Origin of the sequence: uncultured Actinomyces sp., assembly GCF_963542285.1 — a bacterium.
GTDB lineage: Bacteria > Actinomycetota > Actinomycetes > Actinomycetales > Actinomycetaceae > Pauljensenia.
This window is the reverse complement of the sequence record NZ_CAUTWQ010000023.1, coordinates 1-14505: the sequence shown is the minus strand read 5'-3', so window position 1 is coordinate 14505 and position 14505 is coordinate 1. Positions and strand designations below refer to the sequence as shown.

Here is a 14505-nt window from a genome sequence, read left to right as displayed (position 1 = left end):
CGCAACAGTTTGCATTCATAAATGTATCGGGAATTTTTTGAGGAAATTTCAGGCGGGTATCCGATCGCACGTCCTAGCAGCACCAAGACGGTCTTCAATAAATTCAACACTTACCCCAAAGCAACAAGCGATCAATACTGATGACAGTTGCATTTTCGGTACTCATGTTGCACGAGCGCGTCTCGGGACGGTATTTATTGGGAATCGCTGATTTAAGCGCCAGGACCGTTCTTATGATCATCGGCTAGCCCGAGGAGGGAAATTATGCTGCGCCGCGCAACACTCGAAGATGCAGACGCTCTGTCCGCGCTTGCGTCCACGTGTTTCACGCAGACTTTTGGCCACCTATATGCACCCGATGACCTTGATCGTTTCATACACGAGGCCTACTCCCCCGAGGTCCTTCGTGATGAGCTTGCGGATCCGAAGCGCCCGACCTGGCTGCTTTTCCTTGAGGAAAGCGAGGCCGACGCGACTGCGCCCGGAAACGCTGATGCGCACACGGCCTCGGAAGGAAAACTGATTGGCTACGTGACCGTTTGCCCCGCGCACCTTCCTCACCCCGACGTAAAGCCGACCGACGGAGAGGTTCAGCGCCTCTATCTGCTACGGGAATACCAAGGCGGCGGGCGCGGATCGATGATGCTCCGGCACGCGATCGATTACCTACTTGCCGATGGGCCGCGTCCCCTGTGGATTGGAGTATTCAGCGAGAATTTCGGGGCACAGCGACTCTACGGGCGCCACGGGTTCAAGCTGGTCGGCGAGTACAAGTTCATGGTCGGCGACCACACTGACCACGAGTTCATTATGCGGCGCGATCCTGACATTCCGGAGGCCTGATGAAGACAGCACACTGGCATGCACTTTTGCTTGCAGGAGCAGGGGTGATGCATTTTAAGGCGCCTCGGGTTTATGACGCGATTGTGCCAGGCTGCCTCCCCGGGAACACGCGAACCTACACCTTGGTGAGCGGCGCTGCCGAGTTGGCAATTGCCGCTGGCCTTGCGCTTCCATTGACGAGGCGACTGGCCGGCTTGGCCGCGAGCGCACTGTATGTCGCCGTCTTCCCCGCGAACATCAAGATGGCCGCGGACTATCGCAAGGAAGGCAAGCCTGCGGTCAAACAGGCACTTGCGTATGCTCGACTACCGCTTCAGATTCCTCTGATTCGCGGGGCGTGGAGGGTGTTTCGAGGAGATGCCAACGCGGGCTAACTTTCATCTACCCGTGAAGCTCAGCCGAGCAGTAAAGGCATCACCTACGACTTAGCCGCCATCTCTGGGTCCAGAGTCCGTTACATTCGTAGATTTGCAGGTGTGTTCCGTTCTCAACGCGCCCTTGGGGAGCATCAAGACATTTTGCGGATTGTGGGTTAAACAATGATCCGTCGGCGCGTAACTCCCATTTTTGAGCACCAGTACCATTGCATTCCCACAACTGCACTTTTGTAAAATTGGAAGTCCCTTGCGCATCAACATCTAAGCACTTTCCAAGAGACTCGATCGCGCCATCATGTGTAAGGTTCCAGCGCTGTCCGCTTGCTTCATTACAGTTCCATAGCTGCGCTGGATTTCCATTGCGTGATGTGTTGGTATCAACATCAAGACACTGCTGACCGGGGCCAACCAGTTGCCCTGAGTCTAAAGGTAATCGACCGCGCGCGAAGCGAATCTCGCATTGGTCTCCTACGCCCAACCATGTTGCCGTGAGATAGACATAATTTCCATTCTCAGCTAGGGGAATTACAGGAGAGGAATAGCCTGGGCATGAGGGCAGTCCTTCGGCGTACGCACCTGTCGGCACCACAGAAAGAGGCAAAGTAACTTCCGTCCACTCTCCCTTCCCCATTGAGGTATTAGCTAGCATCACTGAACCGCTCTCCTCAAGAACGCGTTCATCACCCACATGCCCTGCAGTCACTCGCTGCCCAGTAAGCACCAGTGTCCCGTGAGGGCCGCCAGCCTTCATCCAAGAAATCAATGGTGTATGGAGAAGATGGCGATGGTCGCCAGTACTCACAAGAATTCCCGGATCATCAAGAGGTCCCCATTGGAACCCGTCCTCACTAAACTTTATAAATACCTCGCATGCATGATCAGGATCGGTTGCATCCCTGCACAGTTCATAGCTCATGACGATACGTCCGTCCGGAAGTTGCGCAAAAGTCTGCATACCAGGACGCTGGAGATTGTCTGAGGGAAACGCTACGTCCTGGGTAAAGTTTGTCTCCCATGTTCTCGCACCATCTCGGGACAAATAGTGCCCAATCACTTGGTTATTAGTTTGAGAATTTGCCGGACGCTCATCGGAAATATAACAGCCAACTCGACCGTCACTTGTCATTAGGAAAGCAGGCTCCCAAATCCCATGTCCCCAAGTATTGGGGAGATTCTTTGTCTCTGTACAGTTTGAGAGATATTCCCAGGATTTCCCTTGGTCCCTGCTCAAAAAGACTTCAATCTTCTGAGCTGTATAGTTTTTCCGTTTCCATGCGGTCCCAGCTGCAAGAATATCGCCCGCTTTAAGGCCGTTACGCGTAAATGGAACCTCGAACAATGTTGGAGCTTCGATATCCCACCCATCCGTATGGGAGCGGATTGATGAGATCAGCTTCCAGGTCTTTCCTTGATCTCCACTTCGAAAAATTGGAAGAGATGTGGGAGCATTTTCTCCTTCACGAGCAAACGTCGCAAGTAGAATCCCACTGCCCTCACCGTATTGAAGTTGAAGCCCCCTCGGATAGCCAGCTTTCCCCTTCGGATGCAAATGTAAGTTCGGGGAGTAGAGCACTTGTCCAGCTTCAACTGCGCCTACTGGTGGCGAGACAGTGACCGACAATGGTGAGACCAGAATCAGCATAATCATCAGAATCAGAGATACGAAAGCGCGTGATCGCATATTTTTCTCCTTCAACGCAAAGGAAAATAGTGGATTCGATGGGTTTATTCAGTTACGTGCGCGTTGACGAGGCGAGCCGAAACCAGCAAAGTAATCGGCCTACACCGCTTATGCGCTCTCCCGGATCACAAGACTGTGAGGCACAATGCATTGCTGTGCTTTGCGCTTAGGATCTTCGATCCGATTCACAAGAAGATTGAGTGCTGTCTTTGCAATATAAGGAATATTGATAGAAACGCTGGTCAAAGACGAGGTCTGATACCGCCCCTCTGGGATGTCATCAATTCCAACAACGGCTATGTCATCGGGAACCTTGACGCCAAAATCATGTGCAGCGCGCAGAGCACCGACAGCCAGCAGGTCGGAGAAACAAAAGACAGCATCAGGCCGGCGGTTTGAACTCAGCAGGTTCCGCATTGCCAGATATCCATCTTCGCGACTGTAGTGTTCGGCGGGCACAAGCCATTCCGGCATAACACTCAGACCGCCGTCTCGTAGCGCCTCTTGATATCCCAATGTTCGCTGAAGGGGCGTAGTGAAAACTTCGTCAGGCTGAGCCCCAATCGCCGCGATATGTTTACGTCCCGAAGAAATCAGATATTCCACGGCTTCACGAGCTGCTTGTCGATTGTCGATCGCCACATGATCCGTTGTTCCATCAAAGTCATACTCGCCCAGCAGGACAATCGGGGCTTGACGTGCTTTTCTCTTCACCACCAAACTCGCGTCCCTCACCCGAGAGGTAAAGAGCAGGCCGTCGAATAGAAGATTCTTGGTTTCTCCTCGCAACAGAGCTTCTTCTTGCTCAAGATCATTACCTGTTTGAAGAACGATGACACTATAACCGTACTCACCAGCTTGCTTGATGACCTCTTTTGCAAGCTCACTAAAGTAAGGGACATCAAGTTCCGGCACAGACAAAGCGATGATCCCAGTTTTTCCAGTTCGCAATGTTCGAGCGACAAGGTTGGGCTGATAACCCAGTTCTTGAATAGCTGCTTGCACACGGGCACGTGTTACATCACTAATATGCGGGTAATTACTCACTACGTTAGACACGGTCCGCACAGATACCTGAGCGCGTTCAGCAACGTCTTGCAATGTCACAGCCATGTAACAATTCTTCCACTCCTTTGCAACGTTTGCAAACGTGTGTAATATAACATCTACGCGATTCGATACGGATTAATTTGCAACGTTCGCAATTTAATCAGCTGTGATGGCTACGTATCACGCCCACCAACCTAACAAAGGAGTTCTGATGCAAGGGCTACAATCGCGGCGCCCACATTCGTGGCGACTCATGGTTTCATTCGTCGCCGCAGCCGCCGTTCTCAGCACCAGCCTGTCAGCCTGCACGACCCCCATCACTGGGAGTGCAGACTCAACAGCATCCTCATCGAACAAACTACAAGCCCCAACGGAAGAATCCCCAAGCGGTGAAATCACCATTTGGGACCGCTCGGGTGACCTCTTCGAAGTCTTCGAAAATACCATCGCAGACTTCAATAAGAAGTATCCCAACATCAAAGTTCACCACGAGGCTGTCGATATCGACGCAAAACTTCAAAACACCCTCATCACCGGGACCGATGTACCGGACGGAGTTTTCCTCGATGATGCCAAGGTGTCTGCCTTTACCGACCATCTTTGGGATCTTAGCGACGTGCTCAACCCCTATATCAATGACATCTCCAAGCAAAAAGTTGATGTTAACCGAAAGGGAGACGGCATCTACGGTGTCCCCTTTGACCTCAACCCCGGTTTGCTTTACTACAATGAGAAGGCTCTCAAAGCTGCGGGAATTGATCCTACAACAATTAAGACCTACGACGATCTCCTCAAAGCCGCCAAGGATTACAAGGCTTTCAAACCTGACGCTGGACCAATCCACATTGAACGCGCAGGTTTCCTCAGTCAGCTGCAGCTAGAGATGTATGCCAGCCAACAAGGAACTTCACTTGGCGACAGCGAAGGAAAGCTCCGCCTAGACAGCGCGGAATACCGTCAGATACTTACCTGGCTCGACACCGTAAACAAAGAAGGCTTGGGAACTCGAACAGAGTACTTAGATGCCACAGATATTGCTGAACTCGAGAATGGCAACGAAGTCTTCTATCCCTGGGCGATCTGGTACAGCTTCGCGCCAGAGCAAATGCTCAAAGAAACCCGCGGTGACTGGCGGGCAATGGAACTCCCGGCGTGGAAATCCGGCGGCGCACGAAGCGGCGCCATGGGAGGATCTTCCTTCGTTCTTCCCAAGAATGGTAAGAACTCCCAACTTGCCTGGCTCTTCTACAAGTTCCTTATGTTTGACAAGGACGGATATTCAAAGGTCTGGGGGACGTCAAGCACCTATCCGAACGGCTTAACAACCTCAATCCCCTCGTATCTTCCTGCTGCCGACCCGAAGGAACCGCTCTTCACGCCAACTGAGGCTCTAGGAAAGCAAGATCTGTGGGCTGTGGCGACTGAAGCCGGTTCTCAGATCCCCGGCGGTACACCAATTCCTAGTTGGTGGACCGGTGCTGTTGATTACTTAGGAACCAATATTCAGTTGATGTACGACGGCAAACTCAGCGTTGACGAAGTCATCACGAATTCAAGCAACGACATCCAGAAGAATCTTGTGGATCGACAATGAGCACTATTACTCAGCCTCACCCGCACAGCTACAAAGCAAGAGTGCACAACGCTCTGGCAAGCGGGCGCCTACGCAAGAAAACTAGCCCCTATATTTTCATCACGCCTTTCATCATCTTCTTCTTGGCCTTTAGCGTTTATCCAATGCTCTTCACTGCCGAGCTAAGTTTGACGAACTGGCATGGATCTGGAAATGCCGTGTGGGTGGGGCTGAGTAATTACTCCTACCTCCTGACAAACAAGGCTTTCTGGGCTTCACTGGCAAACTCCGCCATCTTGTGGCTCTTGGTGCTGCCGATCCAACTCGCACTCGGGATTATCAGCGCTGTCCTTCTCAACATTGCCGAGATGAAGTTCCGCAGTTTATACCGCGTCACATTCATTCTTCCGTTTGTCACTCCCCTCGTGGCAATTGCACAGGTCTGGGTCGTCGTTTTTGACGAACGATATGGAGCTGTTAATGCCTTTCTGCGCATCTTCGGAATTGAGAATATCGGCTGGCTAACCACGACAACTTGGGCAAAACCAACCTTGGCGCTCTTGTTCCTGTGGAAGACCACTGGATTCGTCGTCATTATTCTTCTCTCTGGTCTTCAGTCAATTAATTCAACCCTTTACGAGGCCGCTGAGATTGATGGCGCGGGCAAAGTCCGCCAGTTGTTCTCCATCACTATGCCACTCCTACGCCCAACCTTAGGTTTCGTTGTGGTGATGCAGACGTTGGGAGTATTCCAAATGTTTGCCGAGCCTTTTGTCGTGACTCAAGGAGGCCCGTACAACTCGACGACAACCGCCGGATATCACTTGTACAACTTCATCACCCGCGCAGACCTTGGAACTGGAGCCGCTAATTCCATCCTGCTCGTCGTGATTGTCATGACTTTGTCTCTTTTATTCGTCCGCGGCCTGACTTCGAAGGAGTAGATATGCCATCCCTACTTTTCCGCCAGTCACGACGCCGTCTTCATCTTGGGGCTCATGTTTTCTTGATGATTCTGATGCTTTGCTTCCTAGCCCCCGTGGCCTGGGCAATTCTTTCTGGTTTTAAACCTGCGAGCGAAATTGTCCGAAGCCCTCTGGATTTTGACCTATCGACTCTGACCCTAGATAACTACCGTGCAATGCTTTCCGATGTCCCAATATTGTCTGGGTTTAAAAACACTGCGATTGTCCTTGTAGTTAAAGGCGGCATCACGATGTTCTTTGCACCACTTGCCGCATTCGCCTTCGCAAAATACAACTTCCGAGGCCGAAACTTCGCCTTTGGAGCAGTTCTTTTAACATTGATGCTTCCAACCATTGTCTTGATCATTCCATTGCTATTAGAGATGAAAGCACTCGGTTGGATCAACACCTATCAAGCTCTGATTCTTCCCGGAGCAATTGATGCCTTCGCGATCTTCTGGATGCGTCAGGTCATTTCAACTGTTCCAGACGAACTCCTTGATGCAGCTCGGGTTGATGGTTGCGGCGAGTTCACTATTTTCTGGAGGATAGTAATCCCAGTGATCCGCCCAGGTCTAGCAGGGCTCGCGGTCTTGACGATCATGAATATCTACAACGATTTTGTGTGGCCAGTAGTCGCTGCAAATTCAGACCGGATGGCAACTCTTCAAGTCGTTCTTTCGACCCTTGCTCAAAACATCTCCGGGAACCGAATTGGTGCCGACTACGCGACAGTTACCGGCGAACTTCTCGCTGCGGCCTCAGTCGCACTCATTCCTCTTCTCCTTCTCTTCATGATCTTCCAGAAACACTTCATCAACGGAATCCTTGCTGGAAGCGTTAAAGGCTAAATACTCTGATGTACACCGATACCACTACCTCCCGGAGCGACTACCCCCGCCCAGATCGAGATCGCTCTCAACACTGGATCAACTTGAATGGGCCTTGGAGTTTCCAAGCAGACTACGGCTCTTCCTCAACTCCAGAGGGGTTAAGGAAAGCAGTCAACGAACAAGTTCCATCACTTATTTGTGTACCCTTCGCTTGGGAAAGCAAACGGTCTGGAGTCAACCAAACCTGGCTTGAGCACGGAGTCTATTCTCGACAAGTTGACATTCCCAAAGACTGGTTGGAACGGCGCACAATTCTTTGTTTCGGTGCAGTCTTTTACCGTGCTGAAGTTTACGTAAACGACATGCGAATTGGTGTTCACACGGGTGGGCACACATCTTTTGAATTCGACATCACCGATGCATTACAGGTCTGTTCGACGCATGCGCCAAGGCTCGAGTCTGTATTCTCGGCAACGATTACTGTCTCAGTGCATGCTCCAGCCGACAAGCGTTATATTCCACATGGAAAGCAACGTTCATTCCCACGCGATGACTACGACGGCGTATCTTTCACTCCTACATCTGGTATCTGGCAATCTGTATGGTTAGAGAGCCGCGGCACCCCATTTCTTGATGCCATCCAGCTTGACGGCACTTCACTGAGGGGTTTCCAAATCACTGCTACTCTCTCTGGTTCAAAGGATTTCGCAACAGAAACCTTGGAAGCTCGGGCTAGCTCCCCCGACAGCTTCGACGGTCAAGCAGTCAGGATTAAGGTCGAGGAAAGCGGCGAGGAAACCACAGCGCACACCGATAAAAATGGCTTTCTCACAGCATTTCTGCCCATTGAAGACCCTCATTTATGGTCGCCATCCAGCCCTTTCCTCTATCACCTTACTCTGACCACTGGCACTGGACACACAGCCGATCAGGTCACCGTAACCGCAGGGTTACGCAAGATCGAAAGCCGCGATGGGGTCCTATGGCTGAACGGTGAACGCCTATTTGTTCGAGGCGTCCTCGACCAAGGGTATTGGCCGGGAAGCGGACTCACCGCACCCAGCAAGCAGGAGTTAGTGCAGGATCTGTACCTAGCCCGCGAGCTCGGCTACACAATGGTTCGTAAACATCTCAAACTTGAAGATCCACTTTGGCTTCACGAGGCGGACAAAATAGGGATGCTGGTATGGGCTGAACCCCCATGTACGAGCCGATATTCACCTGAGGGCGCCGAAGCGTTTAATTCGCAGATTGCCGATATGATTGCGCGCGATTTCAACCACCCATCGATCATCTTATGGGGGTTATACAACGAAGAATGGGGGCTGGATTGGGATATTCCAGGCAGCCCTATACGTGCGGCTGCGGCAGCGACAGCTTTCGATGAATTGAAACGTTGCGATCCGACACGTCCCGCAATCGAAAACTCGGGTTGGTCACACGTTAAAAGTGACATCGTCGACTGGCATTATTATGAGCCTCGAATTGCGGTTTGGAATCAGCGCCTTGCGGAGCTCATGTGTGCTGAACGAGACGACTTCCCGGTTCGTTTAGGACCCGATTTCACAGTCGATAAGCACCTATATGGCAACGAAAATCCCGCGCTGCGAAGCTTACCGAACCTGAATAGTGAATACGGGGAAGGTTTCACAAGCGTAGAACGCGCGTGGCATTTGCGCTGGGAAACACAGGAAATGCGCCGATACAACTCCATGAGTGGATACGTCTACACAGAACTCACTGATGTTGAACACGAGATGGCAGGATTGCTCGACGCTCATCGGAACCCCAAGGAATGGGCGGGTTGTATACCGTCTGCTGTTAACGCCGATACCGTCATTGTGCTGAATCTCGTCCCATGTGAGGCAGGAGCAGATGTTGCACTCCCCTTTGCGCAGCAGCCGATCAGTTTTCACCTTTCACATCATGGGATCAGCGAGATACGGGGGCGCGCCTATGCGATGTGGCTCCCCGCTTACAGCCCAGTGGATTTTGACATCCGCAAGATCGCGGGTGCAGTAGGTGTTGATGTAGCAGGTTGTGACGTTTTCGCGGAGCCTTTTATTCTCTCTCCTGAATTCTCTCTCTCCGTTTCAGGGACAGAAGAGCCTGCCCGTCTATTGATTTGGGTGGAAGACGAGTCAGGAGCGGTTTGTGCACGCACATACCTGGACGCCGCCGAAGTCGAAGTTGTAAACCGACGCGGCGCAAGATCCGGTGAGTTTGTCGATGCGCCTCGGCCGGGATGGAATGAGGATTAGCTAGACCCCTACTTTCCCTGCTTCCACTCCGCGGCATCGAGGCCCGGAGGCGGAAGCTGACGCAGGTGCTGCTTGAGTCGATTCGCCTGAGTTTGAAGCGAAACGAAGGTCATACCACCCGAAATCACTCCGCCAATGAGCGGGAGGATCTTTGACATGGCTTTTGCCATGCTCTGTTTCGTGACCGAAATGCCAATGAATTTCAGAGACTTCTTGACGACTGGGTACCAAGTCCCCTTCATCAGAGCTTTGCGCGCAACCCGCTTTTCAATAGCAGGAGCAACAATCATTCGAGCAAAATCTCGCATTGACTCAGCAGCCCCGGCAACTCCCAGCATGACGCCAAAGAAGAGGCCCATCTGGGCGATCGTCTCATCATCGACGTCATCCAAGTCCGTCAAGAATTCTTTCCACCCATACAGGTACGCAAGCTTTTGCATGATCCGCAGCGAGTGAACGTAGTACTGAGTGAGGTCGGCGGGCACGGTTCCGAGCATCGCAAAGCCACCGGGGATTCCTGCAGCAAACGAGAGAGCGGTGGATTTCTTCGTCTCATAAGAAATCGCGTCATTGGCCAGTTTGTCCAAACGCTTCTGAGGGATTCCCGCCGAGATCGGATCGCTGGCAATAGCCTCTTCAATTTGTGACTCACTCAAGTGAGCTTTCTGAAGCTCTTGGCGCAGGAAGTCTTCACGAGAGATCCGCACTCCCCGAATGCGCACGAGTTTCTTCAGAAAGAAAACCGCGTAGACCGAGGCCTCTTGCCCTTCCTCCGTTGAGAGTTCAGAAAGCAGAAGGTCATTCTCATCATCTTCAATGAGTTCACCTTCAAAAACGGGAGCATCAAGAAGTTCATCTTCTTGATAGCCATGCGCGGCTTCTTCGGAGAACAAAGGTTCTTTCTCCTGGCTCATATTGCCTCTTATCACTCACATCGAAAACAGGTAGTGCGATTCTACTGGAAGTAGGCATTACTCACGCTTCGTCGGATAGCGCCGATCCTCGACCCCCTGCCCACGGGCCCGGCGCGCGCCAGCAGGTGCTGCGCACCTACTTCCCCGACATGAACTTCGACGAACCCGGCGTCGGATGGGCGGAATTCCAACGTATTCGCGCGCTCGATACGGCCTCGAAAAACCTGGTCGGAATCGCCCGCATCCTGGCCGAGCTGCGCCCCGACACGCCCGCGCTCGCGGCCACCGGGCGCGTGCCCGTGCACATGCTGTACGGGGACCAGGACGAGATCTGGCCGCCCTCGTGGTACGCCGAGGAGGCCGCCGACCTGGGGGCCCGCGAAAGCATCATCCGAGGGGGCACGCACAGCCCGCAGCTGCAGTTCCCGCAGCAGCGGGCGGAGTTTGCCAGCTCGTACTGGGCGGACGTGGAATCGGGAGCGCTGGTCTGGTCCATGTGACGTGAGATGATGTGACATCGTCCCAAAACAGACCTTGTGATGCATATCTGTGAGGATGGATGCTTAGTATTGTGCTTATGAACAAGCGTTCCGTCCTTACTGCAGTGCTGGCTCTCGGCCTGGGCGTCACCGCCCTGACCGGCTGCGCCACCGATTCCGATTCCGCTCACTCCTACGTGACCCCGAAGGACGTCAAGACGGTCGAGCGTCCCATCGCTCAGATCGACGACAACGGCATCAAGGTCCCCGAAAAGCGCGACCTGAAGGTCAAGCTGGCCGACTCCGACAAGGCCGCCAAGTGGACGATCGAGGTCTCTGACCCGACCGCCCTTGAGGTGGGCAAGTCCGAGAAGAACATCGTCACCCTGCACCCGCTGCGTGCGCTGGGCGAGGACGACGACCCGATCACCGTGACCCTGACCGATCCGGACGGCATCAGCACCGAGATCACCGTCGTTATCACGCCGGGCGCCAACTGAATCTAACCCTGTGAGGGCCCGGGATCGGTATCGATCCCGGGCCCTCACATGTTGGCGCCTAATCGAAGTGCTTCACAGAGCGTCTATGAACTCCCGGAGTGCGCGTAGCGGCAGCATGAGGTGGTTGTCTGCCCCCGGGCAGGGAACAAACTGCGAGGACTGGTGGAGGTAGAACTCACGTGCCCGGTCGTCCGCGCAGTGGACCAGGAGGGCAGCAAAACCGACGTCGTTGCTGAGCTTGTAGGCTCGCAAGAGGGCGTCCTTGAGGAGCGCTGCACCGATGCCGTTTCCCTGTACGCGTCGATCGACGGCAAGCCGCGCGAGGAGAAGGATGGGACACGGGTCCGGGCGTCGACCGGGTTTGAGGGCATCTGGGAGTGTGCTGCGTTCTACTGCTCCCATAGACAGGGCGTAGAAACCAAGCGTCTCTGGTTCCTGCCTCGTGACGAAAACGCGAGTGTTACCTTCTCGATGGTTCTGCCATGCGAAGCGGTGGAACCAATCGTCGATCTCGGTGTCGCCCGACTGGAATCGTGATCGGTCGTCTTTGTGTTCAAGAAGATGAGGTTCTTGCAGAACTGATACGTACATCACTGATCAGAGGTGCGTGGAGTGGTCAGATTGATGTGCGTGCCGAAGGGCGACGGGCGCTCGAAGAGCCTGCGCAGCTTGGGATCGTCCGTCGGCGGCGCCTGCAGAATTTCTTCGAAGCGGGCGTATTGTTCGTCGTTCATGAAGAAGAGGCGCTGGTCGGCAAGACGTCGCTGCGCTTCCAGTGTTGCAGTGGAGAGAACGAAATCGCTGATGCTACGGGCATCCTGTTCAGCCGCTCGACGAATGAGTGCATCCTGTTCTTTGGTGAGGCGCAGGTCCAGGCGCTGTGTCTTCGTGGTGCTCATTGGAGTCTCTCTTTCTTCTGTACGGAGTTTATCCGTACATCTGCCTAACATAGCATAGATCTATACAAAGAACCACTTCCGTTAGTGTCCTTCAAAGTGTTCTGCCCCATACATGTGAGAGGGTTATGTAGTGTCAAGGCGTTGTACGTTAGCGCGCTAGCTAGTGCTTTGGTCGCGCAGAGATGAGGTCAACGCGCACTCGCCGCGGGCGAAGATGCGCTGCCAGGTGCCAGCGGGCCTCCTCGTCGCGGCCAAGGAGGAAGATGATCACAGAGGCGCTATGACGGCTCCCGCGCGGCGCGCCCAGGCCGATCACCCCGGTTCGAGCGCGGGCACAGCGCCACGGCCGTCTGGCGGGCGCGCAGTCACCGGCGGTCATCGGCACGCATGTACACGCCGTGGGCGACGTGACAGTCGGGTCCGATGACGCCCAGCTGATCGACGAACTGCGTCGAGGAGAAGCCGCACCCACGCGAGCGCATCGCCGTGAACGACGAGGAGTGCTCGCTCTTCCACAGGTCGGCCAGTGCGGTCGTGCGCGTCTCGGACCATCCGGCCTCGGAGTGGGACTCGCCCAGGTGGATGACGAAGCTCGCCTGCATCCTCGAAACCTGCGTGTTTGCGGCCGTCGGTGTTGTCGTCGGCTCGATCCTGTACGCGATCACGCTTCCCGCGTGGGGCGCCCTGTCCTTCCAGGGCCGCCCGATGGGGGTCGGCGAGATGTGGGTTGGGGGTCGTTGCCCTCCTCGTCGAGGGGCTCGCTATGATCCTCCTGGCCGCCCTGTCCTCGTGGCTAGCCATGCGCACAGTCGCAATCACACCCCTGGGCGTCGCGCGCCGTACGCAGGCGGGCCGGGTGAGCGCGGTCGGCCCCGTCCTCGGCGCCGTGTCGACCGCGGTCAACCAGACGATTCGCGTCCTCGACTCTGCCGATCAGGTGCGTGCCCTATCCTCCATGGGGTCCCCGCGCGGCTTCACGGACCGTAGTCGTCGCCTCCGAGGCAACCGTCCCGCTGCGTCGCCGCATCCTCGCGAGCGTACGCGAGGGACGAGAGTAACCCTCTTCAGCGTTGACGCATGTCCTGGCCTTGGCCTCATCCCTCTCGACGAGGCCGGGGCCGACCCGTGTTACCCGGATAATCTCGAAAGTAAAAACGTGTGATCCTCGCCTCATGGGTGGTAGGAGTGCGCCATTCACACCGCATAAGTCGATGGAGACACCGCGTACCGATCGCCTTCCCAGTACTCGCACGCGGAGGGGGCCTGTGGGGCCGCGCTACTCATCGCAGCCATTGCGCCAACTTCTCAGAAAAGAACAGTTCATACCCAATATGAACCTTGTTTTATTGTAGCAAGAAAGAAATCTCCGCTCGAACTCTTAATTGAAAATAAGGAGCTATTAGATTAAATAAAAAAGCGAGTTTTAGGGTCGCTTTTTATATTGTATAATATTATTCTTCATTATCAATCGTCAAACACTCCGCCTGCAAGCTGGTACGTGAGGTAAATGTGCTCCAAGGTTTTGACAATTCGCGCTACATGAAGTTATTTAAGCATCTCCTTCTCTTTCATTACCATTTTCTGTTATAATAAATTGTACTTCTAAAATAGAAAGGTCTTAAGATGACAACTCTTATTAAGCATAAACGTGTAGAATTTTCAGAACTATTTTATGACCTAGTGTTTGTTTTTGCAATTTCAAAAGCAACTGCTTTAATTCACCCGCTTCATAACGGTATTTTGGCTTGGGATTCTTTACTTGATTTCTTCATCTCTGTCTTGGTTGTCATCAATTCCTGGATGATTCAAACCATTTATACCAATCGCTATGGAACGAACTCGTTATTTAATATGGTAATCATGTTTATCAACATGGGACTTATGCTCTTTATATCCAATATGATTGGATACAATTGGCAACAATGGTACTATTATACCTGTTGGGCTGTTGGTACTTTAACCCTTACCCTATTTCTTCAATATTTGGTTCAGTTTTTTAGAGAATCAACCGATAATACTGATCGGGAAAGTATCAAAGGTTTTCTATGGATAACAGGTCTACAAAGTTTAGGAAACTATCTGGCAGCTCTTTTTCCTATTTACGTTGGAGTCTATATCTTTATTGCTAGT

At 53.3% G+C, this 14505-nt stretch carries 15 protein-coding genes and 1 pseudogene; 10 read left to right on the top strand and 6 right to left on the bottom strand.

Annotated features, from left to right (window positions below; translation table 11 throughout):
- Nucleotides 1-264: 264 nt before the first annotated feature.
- Together RW023_RS07975 and RW023_RS07970 are read left to right on the top strand one after the other, a co-directional pair.
- The gene (locus RW023_RS07975; RefSeq protein WP_315580687.1) at nt 265-843 is read left to right on the top strand and encodes a GNAT family N-acetyltransferase; all 579 of its coding nucleotides are present in this window, start codon (nt 265-267) and stop codon (nt 841-843) included.
- Nucleotides 843-1217 carry a hypothetical protein gene (locus tag RW023_RS07970; RefSeq protein WP_315580686.1) on the top strand — a complete coding sequence of 125 codons (375 nt, stop codon included), beginning with the start codon at nt 843-845 and terminating at the stop codon, nt 1215-1217. The genes RW023_RS07975 and RW023_RS07970 overlap by 1 nt, the downstream gene beginning before the upstream one ends.
- A 40-nt stretch (nt 1218-1257) precedes the next feature.
- Here RW023_RS07970 and RW023_RS07965 read toward each other — a convergent pair whose 3' ends face one another.
- Together RW023_RS07965 and RW023_RS07960 are read right to left on the bottom strand one after the other, a co-directional pair.
- Complete coding sequence (locus tag RW023_RS07965; protein ID WP_315580685.1) at nt 1258-2901, bottom strand: ricin-type beta-trefoil lectin domain protein; 1644 nt, start codon at nt 2899-2901, stop codon at nt 1258-1260.
- Between the two features lie 108 nt (nt 2902-3009).
- The gene (locus RW023_RS07960) at nt 3010-4014 is read right to left on the bottom strand and encodes a LacI family DNA-binding transcriptional regulator (RefSeq protein ID WP_315580684.1); all 1005 of its coding nucleotides are present in this window, start codon (nt 4012-4014) and stop codon (nt 3010-3012) included.
- Nucleotides 4015-4162: 148 nt separating this feature from the next.
- Here RW023_RS07960 and RW023_RS07955 point away from each other — a divergent pair, with 148 nt between their 5' ends.
- Genes RW023_RS07955 through RW023_RS07940 form a run of 4 tightly spaced genes read left to right on the top strand, consistent with a single transcriptional unit; the run spans nt 4163 to nt 9583 of the window.
- A complete protein-coding gene (locus RW023_RS07955) occupies nt 4163-5545 on the top strand; it encodes an extracellular solute-binding protein (RefSeq protein ID WP_315580683.1) in 1383 nt (460 codons plus the stop codon).
- Entirely contained in the window at nt 5542-6468 is a 927-nt protein-coding gene (locus RW023_RS07950; protein WP_315580682.1) for a sugar ABC transporter permease, read from the top strand. The genes RW023_RS07955 and RW023_RS07950 overlap by 4 nt, the downstream gene beginning before the upstream one ends.
- A gap of 2 nt (nt 6469-6470) precedes the next feature.
- Nucleotides 6471-7340: a carbohydrate ABC transporter permease gene (locus tag RW023_RS07945; RefSeq protein ID WP_315580681.1), complete on the top strand. Its 870-nt coding sequence runs from the start codon at nt 6471-6473 to the stop codon at nt 7338-7340.
- A gap of 8 nt (nt 7341-7348) precedes the next feature.
- Complete coding sequence (locus RW023_RS07940; RefSeq protein ID WP_315580680.1) at nt 7349-9583, top strand: sugar-binding domain-containing protein; 2235 nt, start codon at nt 7349-7351, stop codon at nt 9581-9583.
- 8 nt (nt 9584-9591) lie between these two features.
- Here RW023_RS07940 and RW023_RS07935 read toward each other — a convergent pair whose 3' ends face one another.
- Nucleotides 9592-10497, bottom strand: coding sequence for a hypothetical protein (locus RW023_RS07935; protein WP_315580679.1), 906 nt, complete (start codon nt 10495-10497; stop codon nt 9592-9594).
- A gap of 125 nt (nt 10498-10622) precedes the next feature.
- On the opposite strand from RW023_RS07935, the gene RW023_RS07930 reads away from it, so the two are divergent.
- Both RW023_RS07930 and RW023_RS07925 read left to right on the top strand, forming a co-directional pair.
- Nucleotides 10623-10997: a hypothetical protein gene (locus RW023_RS07930; protein ID WP_315580678.1), complete on the top strand. Its 375-nt coding sequence runs from the start codon at nt 10623-10625 to the stop codon at nt 10995-10997.
- Between the two features lie 59 nt (nt 10998-11056).
- Nucleotides 11057-11476, top strand: a complete 420-nt coding sequence (locus RW023_RS07925; protein ID WP_315580677.1) for a hypothetical protein — start codon at nt 11057-11059, stop codon at nt 11474-11476.
- A gap of 72 nt (nt 11477-11548) precedes the next feature.
- Here RW023_RS07925 and RW023_RS07920 read toward each other — a convergent pair whose 3' ends face one another.
- The 3 genes and pseudogenes from RW023_RS07920 to RW023_RS07910 all read right to left on the bottom strand — a co-directional run.
- Nucleotides 11549-12067: a GNAT family N-acetyltransferase gene (locus tag RW023_RS07920; RefSeq protein ID WP_315580676.1), complete on the bottom strand. Its 519-nt coding sequence runs from the start codon at nt 12065-12067 to the stop codon at nt 11549-11551.
- On the bottom strand, nt 12067-12375 hold the full coding sequence (locus RW023_RS07915; protein ID WP_156335182.1) for a DUF1778 domain-containing protein: 309 nt from the start codon (nt 12373-12375) through the stop codon (nt 12067-12069). Before RW023_RS07915 ends, RW023_RS07920 begins: the two co-directional genes overlap by 1 nt.
- A gap of 244 nt (nt 12376-12619) precedes the next feature.
- Nucleotides 12620-12959: pseudogene (locus RW023_RS07910) on the bottom strand (cytosine deaminase); the annotation flags it as partial.
- Between the two features lie 179 nt (nt 12960-13138).
- On the opposite strand from RW023_RS07910, the gene RW023_RS07905 reads away from it, so the two are divergent.
- Both RW023_RS07905 and RW023_RS07900 read left to right on the top strand, forming a co-directional pair.
- Nucleotides 13139-13537, top strand: coding sequence for a hypothetical protein (locus RW023_RS07905; protein WP_315580675.1), 399 nt, complete (start codon nt 13139-13141; stop codon nt 13535-13537).
- A gap of 461 nt (nt 13538-13998) precedes the next feature.
- On the top strand, nt 13999-14505 hold a 507-nt coding region (locus tag RW023_RS07900), incomplete at its 3' end, for a low temperature requirement protein A (RefSeq protein ID WP_315580674.1).

Coding starts and splice junctions, on each gene's coding strand:
- RW023_RS07975 (WP_315580687.1), top strand. CDS start 265: ATGCTGCGCCGCGCAACACTCGAAGATGCAGACGCTCTGTCCGCGCTT.
- RW023_RS07965 (WP_315580685.1), bottom strand. CDS start 2,901: ATGCGATCACGCGCTTTCGTATCTCTGATTCTGATGATTATGCTGATT.
- RW023_RS07970 (WP_315580686.1), top strand. CDS start 843: ATGAAGACAGCACACTGGCATGCACTTTTGCTTGCAGGAGCAGGGGTG.
- RW023_RS07950 (WP_315580682.1), top strand. CDS start 5,542: ATGAGCACTATTACTCAGCCTCACCCGCACAGCTACAAAGCAAGAGTG.
- RW023_RS07915 (WP_156335182.1), bottom strand. CDS start 12,375: ATGAGCACCACGAAGACACAGCGCCTGGACCTGCGCCTCACCAAAGAA.
- RW023_RS07905 (WP_315580675.1), top strand. CDS start 13,139: ATGATCCTCCTGGCCGCCCTGTCCTCGTGGCTAGCCATGCGCACAGTC.
- RW023_RS07945 (WP_315580681.1), top strand. CDS start 6,471: ATGCCATCCCTACTTTTCCGCCAGTCACGACGCCGTCTTCATCTTGGG.
- RW023_RS07935 (WP_315580679.1), bottom strand. CDS start 10,497: ATGAGCCAGGAGAAAGAACCTTTGTTCTCCGAAGAAGCCGCGCATGGC.
- RW023_RS07940 (WP_315580680.1), top strand. CDS start 7,349: ATGTACACCGATACCACTACCTCCCGGAGCGACTACCCCCGCCCAGAT.
- RW023_RS07920 (WP_315580676.1), bottom strand. CDS start 12,067: ATGTACGTATCAGTTCTGCAAGAACCTCATCTTCTTGAACACAAAGAC.
- RW023_RS07955 (WP_315580683.1), top strand. CDS start 4,163: ATGCAAGGGCTACAATCGCGGCGCCCACATTCGTGGCGACTCATGGTT.
- RW023_RS07925 (WP_315580677.1), top strand. CDS start 11,057: ATGCTTAGTATTGTGCTTATGAACAAGCGTTCCGTCCTTACTGCAGTG.
- RW023_RS07960 (WP_315580684.1), bottom strand. CDS start 4,014: ATGGCTGTGACATTGCAAGACGTTGCTGAACGCGCTCAGGTATCTGTG.